The sequence below is a fragment of the Streptomyces xinghaiensis S187 genome, assembly GCF_000220705.2.
Lineage (GTDB): Bacteria > Actinomycetota > Actinomycetes > Streptomycetales > Streptomycetaceae > Streptomyces > Streptomyces xinghaiensis.
In genome coordinates, this window is the sequence record NZ_CP023202.1 from 911,300 (window position 1) to 926,492 (window position 15,193).

Below are 15,193 nucleotides of genomic sequence, written 5' to 3' on the forward strand. Positions count from 1 at the left end.
CCTTTCGTCGAAGGGTGATTACGGGGAGGCGGGGAGAGCCACCGGGCAGAAGCTCCCGGGGCATGGCGACGTCACGCTGTCGTGACGGCCAGCCAGCCCCGCTGCATGCCGGCGAACCGTCCGCCCGCATTCAGCAGTTGCGCCGGACTGCCGTCCTCGACCACCGCCCCGTTCTCGATGACCAGGACGCGATCGGCGATGGCGAGCGTGGACAACCGGTGCGCGATGATCACCGCGGTGCGGCCCGCGAGGACCCGGGTCAGCGCTTCGTGCACGGCCCGCTCCGACGGGGTGTCCATGCTGGACGTCGCCTCGTCGAGAATCAGCACGCGCGGCGAGGTCAGCATCACCCGCGCCATGGCGATCAACTGCCGCTGGCCGGCCGACAGGCCCGAACCCCGCTTGTGCACGTCCGTGTCGTAGCCACCGGGCAGCGCGCTGATGAATCCGTGCGCGCCCACCGACTCAGCGGCCGCCCGGATCTCGGCTCGTGAAGCGTCCGGCCGGCCCAGCGCGATGTTGTCCGCGACCGACCCGGAGAACAGGAACGCCTCCTGGGTGATCATCGAGACGGCGCCGCGCAGTTCGGCGTCGGCCAGCTCCCGCAGGTCCACCCCGTCCAGCCTGACCCGGCCCGCCGCGGGATCGTACAGCCGCGCCATCAGCTTGGCGATCGTGGACTTGCCGGCGCCGGTGGTGCCCACCAGGGCGACCGTACGGCCCGGTTCGAGCACCAGGTCGACGCCGGACAGCACACGGCGGCCCTCATCGCCGTACCGGAAGTGGACGCCCTCGAACCTCACGGCGCCCCGCCCGCCCGGCGGGTCCGCCGGCAACGCAACCGGACGCTTCGGCTCGGCCACCGCCGGGTGGGGCACGAACAGCGCACCGATCTTCTCCAAGCCCGCCGACGCCGCCGAAAAGGCGTTGGCGAAACTCGCCAGCTCGTCGATCGGGTCGTACAGCCGGTGCACGTACAGCAGGAACGCGGTGAGCGTGCCGATGGCCAACTGGCCCTGGTCCATGCGGAACACGCCCAACGTCAGCAGCCCGGCCAATGACAGGTTGCCGATGAGCTTCACTCCGCCGCTGAAGGTGGCGCTCACCCAGCCGGCGTCCGCCCGCGCCACCGTGTACCGGGCGTCGAGCCGGCGCAGCCGGGCCGCGTTGGCCTCCTCGCGGCGGAACGCCTGTACGGCCCTGATGCCGTTGAAGGCCTCCACCGTGTGCTGCACTACGCCCTCGACGGCCGTCCTGGTGCTCCGGTAGGCGCGCCGCGACCGGTTCCGGAACCACTGCGTCAGCACGTACAGCGGGATGAACAGCACGATCACGACCGCGGCCATCGGCTGGTCCATCCACAGCATCACGGCGAGGATTCCGACCATCGAGAACAGCGCGGAGAACAGCCCGTCCAAGCCCATCTCCAGCATCTCCTCGACCGACTCCACATCACTGGACAGCCGGGCGATCACCCGCCCCGAGGGATACGACTCGTGGAACGCCAGCGGCTGGCCCATCACATGGGTGAAGGCCCGGTGCCGCAGCTCGAACAAGAGGTCCTGGGCAATGCCGCCGGAGTAGCGCAGAAAGCACCACTTGAGCGTGGCCGTGGTCAGCCCGGCAGCCAGTGCCGCAGCCGTGAAGCCGATCAGCGGCGTCCACCGGCCGTCCGCTGCCTCGGGCACACCCCGGTCGATGGCGGCGGCGATCAGCAGCGGCGGGACCAGCCCGCACACGTTCTCCACCAGGGCCAGCGCGGTGGCGGCCGCCAGCCGGCGCCGCTTGGGCCACAGCAGCATGCGCAGCAGGGCGTCCCGCTGGGCCCGGGACGGTGCTTCCTCGTGTCCCTTCATCGTGTCCGCCCCCGTCCTGCCATGCCGTCCGCCGTGATGTCGTCGAGGATGTCGTCGGAGTCGTCCTCCGGGCGCGCGATGACCGTGGGCAGCGACGGCGCGACCAGCAGCCGGTACTCCGGCTCACGAGCCATCAACTCGTCGTGCGTGCCCGTCGCGGCGACCCGCCCACCGGAGAGGAACACCACCTGGTCCGCCAGGCGCAGAGTGCCCGGTCGGTGCGCGGCCACGAACGTGGTGACGCGGCAGAGCACCCCGCGCAGAGCGGTCTCCACCTCCCGCTCGGTCCGTACGTCCAGGGCGGACAGCGCGTCGTCCAGCACCAGTACCGTCGGCCTGCGCAGGATGGCCCGGGCCAGCGCCAGCCGCTGCCGCTGACCGCCCGACAGGCCCAGGCCCTCCTCACCGATCACCGTGGACAGCTTGTCGGGCAGAGCGGAGACGAATGCGTCCGCGCGTACCGTCCGCAGCGCTTCCCACACCGCGGCATCACCGTCCTCGCCCGCAGCCGCGTCACCGGTCTCCGGTAGGCCCAGCGTGACGTTGGCCCGCACCGTGCCGGAGAACAGCACCGGGTCGTCGAACGCTCCGGACACCACCGACCGCAGGTCGGCCAGGGCCAGATCGCGCAGATCCACACCGTCCAGCGTGATGCGCCCCGACGTCGGGTCGTCCAGCCGGGACAGCAGCGACAGCAGCGTGCTCTTGCCGGAGCCCGTCGCCCCGGCGACGGCCACCGTGGTGCCCGCCCGGACCGTCAGGTCGACGCCCCGCAGCGTCGCGGTGCGGCCACCCGGGTGCGCGTAGTGCACTCCCTCCAGGCGGATCTCGCCACGCACGGGTGACGGCAGAGGCCGGGGGCGCTCCGGGTCGGTCACCGTCACCGGCTCGTCCCGCACCTGCCAGTACCGGTCGGCCGCCGTGGCCGCCGTCGACGCGTCGGCGGTCAGCCAGCCCAGTGTGTCGGCCGGCCAGCGCAGATACGTGGCAACTGTCACCGCGGCCATCAGCGTGCCCAGTGTGAGCGCGCCAGTGGCGACACTGTGGCCGCCGTATCCGATCATCGCCACGATCGCCAGGTCCGGCAGCGCCGTGATGATCCACCACAGGGCCGCCGTGTACGACAGCTTCCGCAGCTCCAAGTCCCGCAGCCGACGCGCCCGGCCGGTGAACTGGCGCACCGCCTCCGGGCCGCGCCCGAACACCTTCAGCACCCGCACACCGAGCACCGACTCCTCCACGGTCGTGGACAGGTCTCCGCCCACTTCCTGCGCGGAGCGTGCCACCACCCGGAACCGCTGCTCGAACACCGTGGTGGCCACCACCATCGGCACGTACGCCAGGAACACGATCAGCGCGAGCACCGGTGCCAGCCACGCCAGGACGCCCAGACCCACGGCGAGCGCCGCGACGTTGACCATCAGGTAGATGGCAGAGAAGGCCGCGAACCGGCCGATCTCCATCACGTCCGAGACGGTCCGGGACCGTAACTGACCGGACTGCCAGCGGGAATGGAACGACAGGGGCAGCCGCTGGATGTGCGCCGACACGTCGGCGCGCATCGCCGTCTCCAGCCGGGTCGCCGGGCGCACCACCAGCAGCCGGCGCGCGCCCAGCAGGACCGCTTCGACCACACCGAGGAGGGCGAACCCGCCGATGAACCACGGAAGCGCGGCGAGGTCCCGCTCCACGACCGGCCCGTCCACCAGCCGCTGGAGCACCAGCGGCATGGCCAGACCCGCGAGCATCGACCCGAAGGCAGCGACGCACGCCCCCGCCATCAGCCAGCGGTGCGGGCGCAGATAGGGGGCGCAGCGTCGCAGCGACGTCATGGCGTACACCCGGCACCTCCCCCGGAGGTCCGGCCGAGCGCCCGTCGGTAGTGTGCCAGCGCCCGCTCCACGGTGTCCGCCCCATAACGGCTCAGCAGGTCCGGCACCGCCGAGGCCACCGTCTTGCGGTGCCGTTCCGCCTCCGTGACCGCCTCACCGGCGACGCGGGCCAGCGCCGCCACGTCGCCGCGCGGAACAAGCAGCCCCGGAGTGACCGAACCGACCGTGTCGGGCAGCCCGCCGACGGCGTAACCCGCCACCGGCGTCCCGCACACCATGGCCTCCAGCGCGCTGCCGCCCAGCTCCTCGTGGGCGGACGGCATGACGAGCACGTCCAGCGCCGTCATCACGGACGGCACCGCGTCGTGCGGCAGGAACCCGGTGAACACGAACCGGTTTGCCAGCCTCGCCGCCCCGACGGCCTCCCGCATCCGCTCCCGCTGCGGCCCGTCACCCACCACGAGAAACACCGCCCCGGGCGCCGCCGAAACCGTGGCGTCCCACCGGCCCGCCATGGCGACGAAGTCCCGCCACCCCTTCTCGTGCGCGATCCGGCCGACCCAGCCGACCACCGGCACACCGGCCGGCACGCCCAGTGAACGGACATACTCTTCCGCCCGCCGCCGCGGCACGGGCCGTACATCCCCGACCGAGTCGGGCAGCACGTCCACCAGGGCACGGTCGAGCGGCAGCAGCCGCGCCACCGTGTCCGCGGTGCGCGCGGTGAGCACCGAGACCCGGCGGGCGTGCCGCAGGGCGTACCGCTCGGCCGCGGTCACCAGCCGGTGCTGGAGCCGGTCGAACCGGGACATCGGCTCGTACACCGCCAGCCGTGAGCAGTGCAGCGTGATGACGTACGGCGCGCCGAGAATCCGCGACACGAGCGGCCCGGCGAGCAGCGCCCACAGCTGTCCGTCCGCGTGGACGTGCACGAGGTCCGGCTGCCAGGTGCGGCGCAGTGGCCGGCACGCCGCCGGCACCGCGGCGAGCCACGCCTGGTTGAGCCCGACGAGGCCGGTCAGCTCGGAGCGCAGTCGGGGAAGCGGAGCGCGGGTGACGCGGACCGTGAGCCCTGGCCGGTCGACCCGCTCCCGGGGCAGTCCGGGGAACCCCACGGTCATGACGAGCTGCTCCACGCCACGGTCGGCCAGCTCCCGCGAGAGGCGGAGGATCTGCACCTGCATGCCCCCGACGGCGTCGAACTCCGCGGGCCAGGCGGTGACGCAGTCGTGGTGGAAGAAGGGGGTGAGCCGCAGCACACGCACGGGGAACTCCACGGAAAGGGAGGGCGGTTGGCGAAGGCGATACGCGGTACGGGGTGGCGCGGTTGTGCCGGTTACGGCAGCGGGCCGGCCGGTGGAGAGCCCGCGTACGCCGCTGCGGGCTCGGCGGCCCCGCCGCGCGAAGCCGCCTCGTCGACAACCTCGTCCAGCAGGGCGAGGGGGACGGGCACGAGCGGCAGGGTCCCCGTGTGCAGGACGTCGCCGGGCGCCGACAACAGCACCATCGGGGTGTGCCCGGGCGGGCTGTCGAGGTAGCCGCGCTTGTTGTCGTACGCCAGCCAGTTCCTGATCAGTGATGTGTCGACGTGTGCCGGAATCGCGGGCTCCACCCCGGCGGCTGCGACCAGTTCGCGGTGCAGAGGGACGAGGCCGGCGTCGGCGTGCCCCAGACGGCGGGAGACTTCGGCGGCGACGGTCATGCCGACGGCGACGCCCGCCCCATGGGCAACCTCGCCGCGGGAGGCGTGCTCGATGGCGTGCCCGGCGGTGTGGCCGTACTCCAGAACGAGGCCGGAGCGACGCTCGTGCTTGTCGTCCCGAGTGACGTCGGCCTTGGCGGCCAGGCTCTCCGCGATGATCCAGCGCAGGGTCTCGTCGTCGTAGCGCGCGTCAACACGCAGGGCGCCCGCGAGCCGGTCGAGCATGGCCGGCCGGATGGCGAGGGCGTTCTTCACCACCTCGCCCATGCCGGAGCGGATCTCGCGGGGCGGCAGTGTGCGCAGGAAGGCGGTGTCGGCCAGGACTTCGACGGGCTGGTAGAAGGTGCCGACCAGGTTCTTGCCGAAGGTGGCGTTGACGGCCTGCTTCAGCGAGAGCACCGAGTCGAGCATGGCCACCACCGTGGTCGGCACGTGGACGAGGCGGATTCCGCGGAACAGCAGCGACGCCATCAGGCCGGCGATGTTGCCGGTGACGCCGCCGCCGAGTGCGACGACGAGGGAGCGTCGGTCCGCTCCGCGCTCCAGGGCCTGCTCCGCGAGCGCGGACACGGTGGCCAGAACCTTGTGCACCTCGCCCGCCTCGTGGGTGAGGAGGTGGGCCGGGCCGGCCTCCTTGCCGATGCGGGTGGCGAGGTCGAGGCCGTAGAGCTCGGCCACCGTGGTGTCCGCCACCACCAGGTAGCTGCTGGCGCCGAGTGCGGCGAGGCAGGTGATGACGTCCTCGGCACACTCGGTGCCGAGCCGGTAGGGGAATGAGGCGTCTTCCATCGCGATGGGTGTGACCTGCATGATCCTTCGGATCCTCCGGCGGTTCGCGGGACTGGGATGCGGTGGGTTGCCGTGGTCAATGCACCAGTTCGGCGCCGTGCCGCAGGACCTTGGCGAAGGCCGCGGCGATGTCACCCATGTCTTCTTCGCCGCCGAGCAGGGCGGCGTGGTGCAGGGTCACCGTCCGCCGCGCGGCGCCCTCGCACACGGGCAGCGCGAACCTCTTGGGGTCGATGCGCTCCTCGTGGGCCAGACCCAGCGTGTAGCGCCTGCGGGTGTGCGGCGCGTACAGCTTGTTGGCCGGGATCGGGGCATAGCAGGGCAGCACGGGGAAGCCGAGCTCGGCGGTGAGCGCGTCTGTCACCTCGGTGACGGGGACGTCCTCCAGCACGCCGTCGGGCAGCCGCACCGCGTAGGTGTAGTAGGTACGGGAGGTGGTGCCGGCGGACGTGGTCTGCGGGCGCAGGCCCAGCCCGCCGAGGAGGCCGTCGAGGCGGGCGGCGTTGGAGCGGCGGGTCTCGTTCTGCTCGTCGAGGATGGTGAGCTGCTCGGTGAGAATGGCTGCCTGGAATTCGGACAGGCACCGGTTGCTCCCCATCAGCTCGCCGGTCTCGACCAGTTCCATGGCCCCGGGGCTGGGCAGGGTGGCGGACAGGCAGCGGCCATCGGCCCGCAGGTGCTCCACGCGACGGGCGAAGTGCGCGTCACGGGTGACGACGGCGCCGCCCTCGCCGCTGGTGAGCACCTTGCTGTGTTGCATGCTGAAGGTTCCGGCGGTGGAGAGCGCACCGACCTTGACTCCCCGGTAGGTGGCGCCGTGCGCCTGGGCGCAGTCCTCGATGAGGGGCAGCCCGTGGCGCTCGGCGATCCGCAGGAGCGGGTCCATGTCAGCGAGGGCCGAGTAGAGGTGGACCACGACGATGGCCCGGGTGCGTTCGGTGATCGCGGCCTCGACCGCGTCGGGTGAGAGGCAGAGCGTGTCGGCTTCGACGTCGCAGAAGACGGGAACGGCGTTGACACCGAGAATGGTGGAGCCGGACGCGACCCAGGACAGGCCGGGGACGATCACCTCGTCTCCGGCGCCCACCTCGCACGCCTCCAGGGCCAGCATCAGGCCGGCGGTACCGCTCGCGGCGGGCACGCAGTGCGGCACACCGTTGTAGGCGGCGAACGCCCGGGCGAAGCGCCGCTCGTAGGAGTCGGTGCCGCGGTAGGGGCCGCTGATCGACCACCGGCCGGATCCGAGGACATCCGCCATTGCGCCGGCAACCCCAGGCGCGGGTTGCGGCCATGCGGGCCAGGGGCGCGTGCGTAACGCGTCGCCGCCGTTCACTGCCAACCGGGAAACCATGGACCTTCCTTCCTGATGTCATGCCGTGGATGTGCGGATGAGGTACGGGAGGGGCGGCCGGCGCGGGGCACGGCGTCGTTCAGGCGTGGAGGTTGAAGTACGAGCGGGTGTTGCCGTCCGAGCGGCGCAGGGCCACGTCGAGGGCCTTGGCGTGGTCGTCGAGCGGGAACTCGTGGCTGAGCAGGCCGTCCACGTCGACGGCGCCGGACGCCAGGACGTCGATGGCCTCCTCGAAGCAGGTGCCGGGGCCCATGGACGCCCGGACGGTGAGCATCTTGAGCACGATGTGGTGCGGGGCCATCACGGCCGACTCCTCGATGCGGTAGCCGACCAGGCCGACGCGTCCGCCCGGGCGGACGGCCTCCACGGCCTCCTGTACCGCAGTCGGGTATCCCGACCCTTCCAGGACGACATCGGGCACCGCGTCCGGGTTCGCGCCGGTCAACTCGACCAGGGCCCCCGGGGCGCCGGACACGGCTGCGGGGACGCCCATGGCCAGGGCGGCGGCGCGGCGTTCGGGCACGGGCTCGGCCACCGCGGTGACGGTGCCACCGCGCAGCCGTACGGCCTGGACGAGCAGCAGCCCGATGCCGCCGGCGCCCATGACGGCGACCTTCTCGCCGCCGGCGACCCCCAACCGGTCCACCGCATTGAGCGCGACCGCCAGCGGCTCGACCTGGCAGGCGGCGCGCAGCGGAAGGGTGTCCGGCAGCCGCCTGAGGTTCGCGACGGGAATGGTCATGTACTCGGCGCAGGCACCGTCCCGGGTGAACCCGAGCTCGCCCAGGTCCTCGCAGAGGGTCGGCGTCCCGGCTACGCAGTGTGCGCAGACGCCGCACGAGCAGGTCAGGTCGCCGACCACGTTGCTGCCGACGAGGTTGGTTCCCCGGGCGCCGTTGACGTCGACGACCGTGCCGCTCCACTCGTGTCCGGGCACGACCGGGTACGTGAAACCGTGCCAGACGCCCTTGTAGAAGGAGAGATCACTGCCGCAGACGGAGTTGTAGGCGATGCGGACGAGAGCTTCGCCGGGTGCCGGATCCGGTATGTCGCGGTGAGTGAGGACGGCCCGCTCGGGGGCCTCGAACACCAGAGCCTTCATCGTGCCGGACCTCCGTGGTCAGGGAGCGCCCGGCGGTCCCCGGGCGAGTGGCGTTCGCTAAAGTTGATGAAGCTTGGCAGGATCGTACGCTGGGTTGATGTCAACTTGTCAACAGTGGCTGATGGTTGTTTGATGATCGGGTGAGCATTGTCCGCTGAAGCGGTCACGGAAGCGCGCCAGGTGTCCGGGGGAGCCGGAACGGAAGGGAGAGATGCGCATGGCGGGTAGCGGGCAGGTCCCTGAGCCGCCGGAGCGGCCGCTGGTGCGGGAGTTCGGCCAGCGGCTCAACGAGTTGATCGCCGCCATGTACCCGGACCAGCGCAAGCGACCGGGCTACGCCCGGCTGGCGAAGGAGATCCGCGAGACCACCGGCGGTGCCATCTCCGGGACCTACCTGTGGGAACTCGCCACGGGCAAGAAGCGCAACGTCACGCTCGAGCAACTGGACGTGCTGGCCGAGTTCTTCGGGGTACCGCCCGAGTACTTCCTCAACGAGGAGACGGCCGAACGCGTCAACTCACAGCTCAAGCTGGCCACGGCGCTGCGCGACGCCCGCGTGCGCAACCTCGCCCTGCGGGCCGACGGCCTGTCCGCGGAGAGCCTGGACGCTCTGCTCATCATGGTCAACGAGGCCCGCAGAGTGCAGAACCTTGCAGCGTTCAACGACCAAGACCACATGGGCGCACCGGACGGCGGCCCGACCGGAACGTCCGGAAGCACGACGTAGCCGGGGCTACGGAACAACGGGCCCAGCAACAGCAGAGGCTACGGAATATGGCCGCTGGCGTCGTCTGGAGAGACGTCATGCATGGGGAGGCTGTCATCATTTCTCATATCGTTCATCGCCCAACAGGCATCGCAAGGCAGCGGAGAATCGTTTCCTTCTCCGGCACGGATGTCCGCGCGGTTCCCCACACGGCTTCCCTCTCGGGTTTCCCCGCGAGTTCGGCCACAGGTTCCTTCACAGCGGAGTGGTAACCCACCACCGGCCACACAGCCGGTTCTGACCAGGGCCGCCGCCAACCGCCCGTCCGTACAGCCGCGACCACCACACGGGACCCGCTCCGCGCGCCCCGGCATGCCGACCCGCGCCGGAAGCACCCCGGCGCGCTCCCGTACGACCAGGTGGCCCCGGCCGGCCGTCATCCCGCTGACGCCCGAGTCGCGCTGCCGCAAAAGACGGCACCGTGCGGCCATGCCGCCGTGCCGCGATGGCGCCCTGCAGCGCGGGCGAACCCGGCGGACGGACCGTTCCCGCCACGCCCGTCAACGCCGACCCAGGAAGGCCAAACGGTACACACCGCATGCCGTACAGGATCGCCAGGCTGCGCCGACGCTGTCGACCGCTGCTGGACCAACTCGCCCTGCCCCGTCCGTTCTCCATCGAGCCGCTGTGCGCCCACCTCTCCGCACACCGCAGGCGCCCTCTCCACCTGCACCCGCTGCCTCCCCAGGCCGCCGCGGCAGGAGCGTGCGGACTGTGGGTGGCCACCGACACCGACGACCACATCTTCTACGAGCAGCGCACAGCCCGGTCCCACCAGGAACATATCGTGCTGCACGAGATCGGCCACATGCTCTTCAACCACCACGCCGTCACGGACACCGCCGGCTCACCCGTGGGCCTCCTCGGCGACCTCAGCCCTCGGCTCGTCCGCCGCATCCTCGCCCGTGCCAACTACTCAACCCGCCAGGAGCAGGAAGCCGAGATGCTGGCCACCCTGATCCGCACCGGCGAAACCGGGCCTGTCCGGTGCCCGCCGTCCGACACCTACGGCAAACTGCACGCGGCCCTCGGAGTGAGCACCGACCATGAGCTGTGACTTACCGGGGGCCTGGGGCACTCTGGAGACGTTCAGCGTCGGCTTCCTCTGGGCCGCTGTCCTGCTCCGGGCCCGCCCCGCCGTACGCAACCCGCACCAGCGGGGACTGTGGCTCGCCGTGGCCTCGGCCGCCGTCGCGATGACCCTGCACCTGGGGCCGGTGAGCGCGTACGCCGCCGAACTCACCGGCTCCCCGCGGGCTGTCGCTCTCGCCAAGAACCAGGTCGGCGTCATGTCCGCTGCGGCCGTCCTGCACTTCGCCGTGTACGCGACCCGCGGTCGCCGTCACACGGGCACTGTCCTGGTCGCCATGATCACCGTGATGGCCGCACTCCTGGCCCTCGCCGGCCTGGGAGCCGCCCCGGCGCCGGGCCACGGACCGCCCTTCACCCTCGCCCGGCCATCCTCTGCCGCGTACTGGCTTCTCCTCATCACCGCGCACGTGGTGGCCTGTGCCGCGTGCGTCCGGGTCTGCTGGACGTACGGCCGCCGCGGCCCCCATGCGTCCGTCAACCTCGGCCTGACCCTTTTCGGCTGGGGCACCGCCCTCGCCGGCCTCTTCTGGCTCACTCACTACTTCCTGCTGGCTGCCGGCTCCCGCCCGGGCGTTCCCCTCTGCCTCATCATCAGCCTGCACGCGGTGCTGCGCGCCGCCGCGCTTCTCGTACCCACCGTCATGCAGCTGCGCCATACCGCCGACCACGCCCGCACCATCTGGCGGATCTGGCCGCTGTGGCGGGACCTGGTCGACGCCGTGCCGCACGTCGCCCTCTCCCCCACCCGCTCCCGCCTGCTGGTCCTTCTCCAGCCGCAGCTCTCCTGGCGGCTCATCGCCTACCGGAAGGTCATCGAAGTACGCGACGTCATTCTCGTCCTCAGCCACTACACCGATCCGGGCGTTTCCCGCAGCGCCCGCGCCCACGTGGTCCGCTGCGGCATTCCCGCCGACCACGCCGACGCCTACGTGACCGCCTGCGTGCTGAGCAGGGCACGCGCCGCCAAACTCGCCGGCGCAGGGCCCGACCCCGCGGCCGACATGCCCACCAGCAGCCAGGAAGCCGGCGACCTCGCCGCCGAAACCGCCTTCCTGCTGCTCCTCACGGAGGCCTATCTCTCCCCCTGCGTAAAGGACTTCGGCCCGGGGGTGGCGGCCGCCGCGGGGTACCGCCGCAGGAGAAGACCGGTGACCCTTTCCCCGCCCTGTCCGAAACCGTCCGGGAAAATGACCCAGGAGAGGAAGGCAGTCTCTGCCATGATTCCGACCATGGACAGCACATTACGCCGGACATATCCGCACTACGCATGGCGCCTCGTGAACGAAGGGGATTCAGGTGCCTTCGTCTACCACCTCACCGGCCACCGGCCCGAGCTCTATGCGAAAATCGCGCCGCGTACCCCGGAGAACCCCGCCTTCGACCTCGTCGGCGAGGCAGACCGCCTCGAATGGCTCGCGCACCACGGCATCCCCGTTCCCCGTATCGTCGAGCGCGGCGCCGACGACACCACCGTCTGGCTCGTCACCGAAGCCGTGCCCGGCGCCGCGGCCTCTGAGGAGTGGCCCGAACACCAGCGGACCGCCGTCGTCGAGGCGATCGCCGAACTGGCCCGCACCCTCCACGAACTCCCCGTGGACGACTGCCCCTTCGACCGCCGCCTCGACGTGGCGGTCGCCGAGGCCCGGCACAACGTCCGGGAGGGCCTGGTCGACCTCGACGACCTCCAGGACGAGCACGCCGGCTGGACCGGCGACCAGCTCCTCGCCGAACTCGACCGCGCCCGGCCCGAGAAGGAGGACCTGGTCGTCTGCCACGGCGACCTGTGCCCCAACAACGTGCTGCTCGACCCAGAGACGTGCCAGGTGACCGGAGTGATCGATGTGGGCCGCCTCGGCGTCGCCGACCGCCACGCCGACCTCGCCCTCGCCGCCCGCGAGCTGGAGATCGACGAGGACCCCTGGTTCGGCCCCGCATACGCCGAGCGGTTCCTCGAGCAGTACGGCGCCCACCGCGTCGACAAGGACAAGATGGCCTTCTACCAGCTACTCGATGAGTTCTTCTGACCTGCTTCTCACCTCGGTCCTTCGCTCGCGGGGACCGAGGTCTTGATGATGTGGTTGATCTCCGCTCGTGATCTTGCTGTCGTTTGCCGGAGGGAGTCCGAAGATCCTGGAGGTACGGCCGTGCTGGGCTCTCCGGGGTCCGGAACGGGAAGGAACGTTCAGTGGGCACCCTGGCTGGCCAGTGATTCGCCCGCCTCTACGAGAACAGAGCCCAGCGCAGCCCGGCGCAGGACCTCGTTCTCCTGCTCCAGCAGCCGCACCCGCTTCTTCAGTTCACGGTTCTCCGCCGACTCCGACCTGGTGACACCGGGCTTCTCGCCGTCTTCCACGGCGGCCCGGCGCAGCCACTTCGACAGCGTCATCTCACGAACACCGAAGTCCCTCGCGGTCTGGGCGAGGGTCGCACCCTTCTCATGGTTCCGGGCCACCCGCACGACGTCATCACGGAACTCTTCGGGATGGGGAGCAGGCACAGCAACACCCTTCCAGGCCGCCCACAGGCAAGCCGGATCAGATGTCACCTATCCGTGCAGCAGACCCGAACAGGGACCAGGCGGGGTGCACTGCATCACCGACTACCCATTGTACAATGTCACACCTCATGCGTCGTGTGGCTACGAAAGGGACCCATGAACTCTGCGTACGCGACCGTCGACCACGTCTTCACCGTCCCCCTCGACCACGCGGCCCCGCACGGCCCGACCATCCAGATCTTCGCCCGAGAAGTCACCGAAGTAGGCAAAGTCGGTGACCAGCTACCCTGGCTTCTCTATCTACAGGGCGGCCCCGGCGGCAAGTCACCCAGGCCCTCAGCCGGTTCACCCGGCTGGCTGCCCAGGCTCTCAAAACCCACCGGGTCCTCCTCCTCGACCAGCGCGGCACTGGGCGTTCCACCCCCGTTACCGCCCGGGCTGCCTCTCGCTTCGCCTCACCAGCCCGGCTGGCCGAGCATCTGGGCCACTTCCGCGCCGACTCGATCGTCGCGGACGCCGAGCTGATCCGCCGGCAACTGTGCGGCGACGAGCCCTGGGAGACTCTCGGCCAGAGCTACGGCGGCTTCATCACCCTCACTTATCTGTCTCAAGCCCCCGAAGGTCTGCGTGCCTGCTACGTGACCGGCGGCCTGCCCGGCCTCTCGGCGACCGCCGACGACGTTTACGCCCGCACCTATCCCCGGGTACGGGACCGGGTCCGCGACTTCTACACTCGCTATCCCCACGATGCCGCCCGGCTGCGCGGGATAGCCCGTCTCCTGGCCACCACCGATGTACGCCTGCCCGACGGAGACCGGCTCACCTCCCACCGCCTGCGTACGCTCGGCCTCGTCCTCGGTATGGGCGACGGCTTCGAGCGGATCCACTGGCTTCTCGATGAAGCTCTCGACGAGGACGGGAAGCCAACCGACACCTTCCTGCACCAAGTGCTGACACTGACCGGCTTCATCGACAATCCGCTCTTTGCCGTCATGCAGGAGACCCTGTACGGCCAGGGCGCAGGTCCGACCAACTGGGCGGCGTCCAGGGCCATGGCCGCGTTTCCGGAGTTCGCCGAAGACGCCGATCCTCTTCTGCTCACCGGAGAGATGATCTACCCCTGGATGTTTCGCGAGATCAGTGGCCTGCGTCCGTTCGCCGACGCCGCCGATCTGCTGGCCGAACGCTCCGACTGGCCACCGCTGTACGACCGTCGCCGCCTCGCCGCCAACCGGGTCCCGCTCGCCGCACTCGTCTACCACGACGACATGTACGTGGATGCCGGGCTCTCCCTGTGCACCGCACGCGAGGTCGGCGCCACCCGGGTATGGGTCACCAACGAATGGGAGCACGACGGCGTCACCGTTGCCGGTGACCGCGTACTGTCCCGCTTGATGGACCTGGCCGCGGGACGCGCGTAGGGCCTTGTGCCGCCAACCCGGTGCCGCGGGAAAGCACGGCTCTCCGCCCTACCACCTGCGACTGTCCGGCTCGGGACCGCGGCTCGCGACTGCTGCGAGCCGCGGTCCCGAGCCGGGCAGACCCGTTCCGTCAGCGCCTGCGGCCCATCACACGCCAGGCCGCGGGCAGAGCCGCGCTCGCGGCGACTGCCTTGAGCACGTCGCCGACGAGGAACGGCACCAGTCCGTGGAGCACCGCCCACCCGAGCGACTGGTGCGTGACGGCGGCGAGCACGGGAACACCCACCGCGTAGATGGCTGCCGAGCCCGCGAGGTAGGCCAGCAGCGTGCCGGCGACGCGCCGGTCGGCGCCCCGCTGGGCGAGTGCTCCGACGAGGTAGCCGGCGACGACGAACCCGAGCAGGTAGCCGCCGGTCGCGCCGAGGACGGTGGACAGGCCGCCCGTCGCCCCGGAGAAGACCGGCAAGCCCGCGGCACCGATGGCGAGGTAGAGGAGTTGGCCCAGCGCGCCGCGTGTGGCACCCAGTGCGGCAGCGGTGACCAGGACGGCGAACGTCTGCAGTGTGACGGGGACCGGCGATCCCGGTACGGGCACCGATATCTGGGCGGCCAGCGCGGTGAGCCCGGCGGCCCCGAGGACGAGCACGGCGTCACGGACGCGGCTGCGCGCCCAGACGGAGTCGGCGAGTGCGCCCCGCCGGGGGATGGCGTATGCGACGGAACTCATGGTTGAGGTGGATCCCTTCGAACGGTGGTGGCGGCGGCAAAGGCTGCGTGTCGCAGGC

General features: G+C 70.9%; 11 protein-coding genes and 2 pseudogenes. 5 read left to right on the forward strand and 8 right to left on the reverse strand.

Going from position 1 to position 15,193, the window contains the following annotated elements; genetic code table 11:
* Positions 1–71: 71 nt before the first annotated feature.
* The 6 genes from SXIN_RS03885 to SXIN_RS03910 form a co-directional block, all read right to left on the reverse strand.
* Positions 72–1,856, reverse strand: coding sequence for an ABC transporter ATP-binding protein (locus tag SXIN_RS03885; protein WP_019710667.1), 1,785 nt, complete (start codon positions 1,854–1,856; stop codon positions 72–74).
* A complete protein-coding gene (locus SXIN_RS03890; RefSeq protein ID WP_095757909.1) occupies positions 1,853–3,688 on the reverse strand; it encodes an ABC transporter ATP-binding protein in 1,836 nt (611 codons plus the stop codon). The genes SXIN_RS03885 and SXIN_RS03890 overlap by 4 nt, the downstream gene beginning before the upstream one ends.
* Positions 3,685–4,953 carry a glycosyltransferase family 4 protein gene (locus SXIN_RS03895; RefSeq protein ID WP_019710669.1) on the reverse strand — a complete coding sequence of 423 codons (1,269 nt, stop codon included), beginning with the start codon at positions 4,951–4,953 and terminating at the stop codon, positions 3,685–3,687. The genes SXIN_RS03890 and SXIN_RS03895 overlap by 4 nt, the downstream gene beginning before the upstream one ends.
* Before the next feature lie 71 nt (positions 4,954–5,024).
* Positions 5,025–6,200 carry a 2-deoxy-scyllo-inosose synthase gene (locus tag SXIN_RS03900; protein ID WP_019710670.1) on the reverse strand — a complete coding sequence of 392 codons (1,176 nt, stop codon included), beginning with the start codon at positions 6,198–6,200 and terminating at the stop codon, positions 5,025–5,027.
* 55 nt (positions 6,201–6,255) lie between these two features.
* Entirely contained in the window at positions 6,256–7,530 is a 1,275-nt protein-coding gene (locus SXIN_RS03905) for a DegT/DnrJ/EryC1/StrS family aminotransferase (RefSeq protein WP_039823026.1), read from the reverse strand.
* Between the two features lie 79 nt (positions 7,531–7,609).
* Positions 7,610–8,632, reverse strand: coding sequence for a zinc-dependent alcohol dehydrogenase (locus SXIN_RS03910; protein WP_019710672.1), 1,023 nt, complete (start codon positions 8,630–8,632; stop codon positions 7,610–7,612).
* 217 nt (positions 8,633–8,849) lie between these two features.
* On the opposite strand from SXIN_RS03910, the gene SXIN_RS03915 reads away from it, so the two are divergent.
* The 4 genes and pseudogenes from SXIN_RS03915 to SXIN_RS03925 all read left to right on the forward strand — a co-directional run bounded on the left by SXIN_RS03915 (position 8,850) and on the right by SXIN_RS03925 (position 12,514).
* Complete coding sequence (locus tag SXIN_RS03915; RefSeq protein ID WP_192883546.1) at positions 8,850–9,359, forward strand: hypothetical protein; 510 nt, start codon at positions 8,850–8,852, stop codon at positions 9,357–9,359.
* Between the two features lie 577 nt (positions 9,360–9,936).
* Positions 9,937–10,455, forward strand: a complete 519-nt coding sequence (locus SXIN_RS03920; RefSeq protein ID WP_039823029.1) for a hypothetical protein — start codon at positions 9,937–9,939, stop codon at positions 10,453–10,455.
* Positions 10,445–11,557 (forward strand): annotated as a pseudogene (locus tag SXIN_RS32870) (MAB_1171c family putative transporter); the annotation flags it as partial. The gene SXIN_RS03920 and the pseudogene SXIN_RS32870, both read left to right, overlap by 11 nt.
* A gap of 150 nt (positions 11,558–11,707) precedes the next feature.
* Positions 11,708–12,514, forward strand: a complete 807-nt coding sequence (locus tag SXIN_RS03925; RefSeq protein ID WP_039823067.1) for an APH(3')-V family aminoglycoside O-phosphotransferase — start codon at positions 11,708–11,710, stop codon at positions 12,512–12,514.
* Between the two features lie 158 nt (positions 12,515–12,672).
* On the opposite strand, the gene SXIN_RS31695 is transcribed toward SXIN_RS03925, so the two are convergent.
* Positions 12,673–12,987 carry an IS3 family transposase gene (locus tag SXIN_RS31695; RefSeq protein ID WP_039823030.1) on the reverse strand — a complete coding sequence of 105 codons (315 nt, stop codon included), beginning with the start codon at positions 12,985–12,987 and terminating at the stop codon, positions 12,673–12,675.
* 156 nt (positions 12,988–13,143) lie between these two features.
* On the opposite strand from SXIN_RS31695, the pseudogene SXIN_RS03935 reads away from it, so the two are divergent.
* A pseudogene (locus SXIN_RS03935) lies at positions 13,144–14,408 on the forward strand (alpha/beta fold hydrolase).
* A gap of 130 nt (positions 14,409–14,538) precedes the next feature.
* On the opposite strand, the gene SXIN_RS03940 reads toward SXIN_RS03935, so the two are convergent.
* On the reverse strand, positions 14,539–15,135 hold the full coding sequence (locus SXIN_RS03940; RefSeq protein ID WP_019710678.1) for a biotin transporter BioY: 597 nt from the start codon (positions 15,133–15,135) through the stop codon (positions 14,539–14,541).
* Between the last annotated feature and the right edge of the window lie 58 nt (positions 15,136–15,193).

Excerpts from the sequence above, each read along its gene's own strand:
- SXIN_RS03915 (WP_192883546.1), top strand. The coding sequence starts at position 8,850 with ATGGCGGGTAGCGGGCAGGTCCCTGAGCCGCCGGAGCGGCCGCTGGTG.
- SXIN_RS03890 (WP_095757909.1), bottom strand. The coding sequence starts at position 3,688 with ATGACGTCGCTGCGACGCTGCGCCCCCTATCTGCGCCCGCACCGCTGG.
- SXIN_RS03940 (WP_019710678.1), bottom strand. The coding sequence starts at position 15,135 with ATGAGTTCCGTCGCATACGCCATCCCCCGGCGGGGCGCACTCGCCGAC.
- SXIN_RS03885 (WP_019710667.1), bottom strand. The coding sequence starts at position 1,856 with ATGAAGGGACACGAGGAAGCACCGTCCCGGGCCCAGCGGGACGCCCTG.
- SXIN_RS03900 (WP_019710670.1), bottom strand. The coding sequence starts at position 6,200 with ATGCAGGTCACACCCATCGCGATGGAAGACGCCTCATTCCCCTACCGG.
- SXIN_RS03905 (WP_039823026.1), bottom strand. The coding sequence starts at position 7,530 with ATGGTTTCCCGGTTGGCAGTGAACGGCGGCGACGCGTTACGCACGCGC.
- SXIN_RS03910 (WP_019710672.1), bottom strand. The coding sequence starts at position 8,632 with ATGAAGGCTCTGGTGTTCGAGGCCCCCGAGCGGGCCGTCCTCACTCAC.
- SXIN_RS03925 (WP_039823067.1), top strand. The coding sequence starts at position 11,708 with ATGATTCCGACCATGGACAGCACATTACGCCGGACATATCCGCACTAC.
- SXIN_RS03920 (WP_039823029.1), top strand. The coding sequence starts at position 9,937 with ATGCCGTACAGGATCGCCAGGCTGCGCCGACGCTGTCGACCGCTGCTG.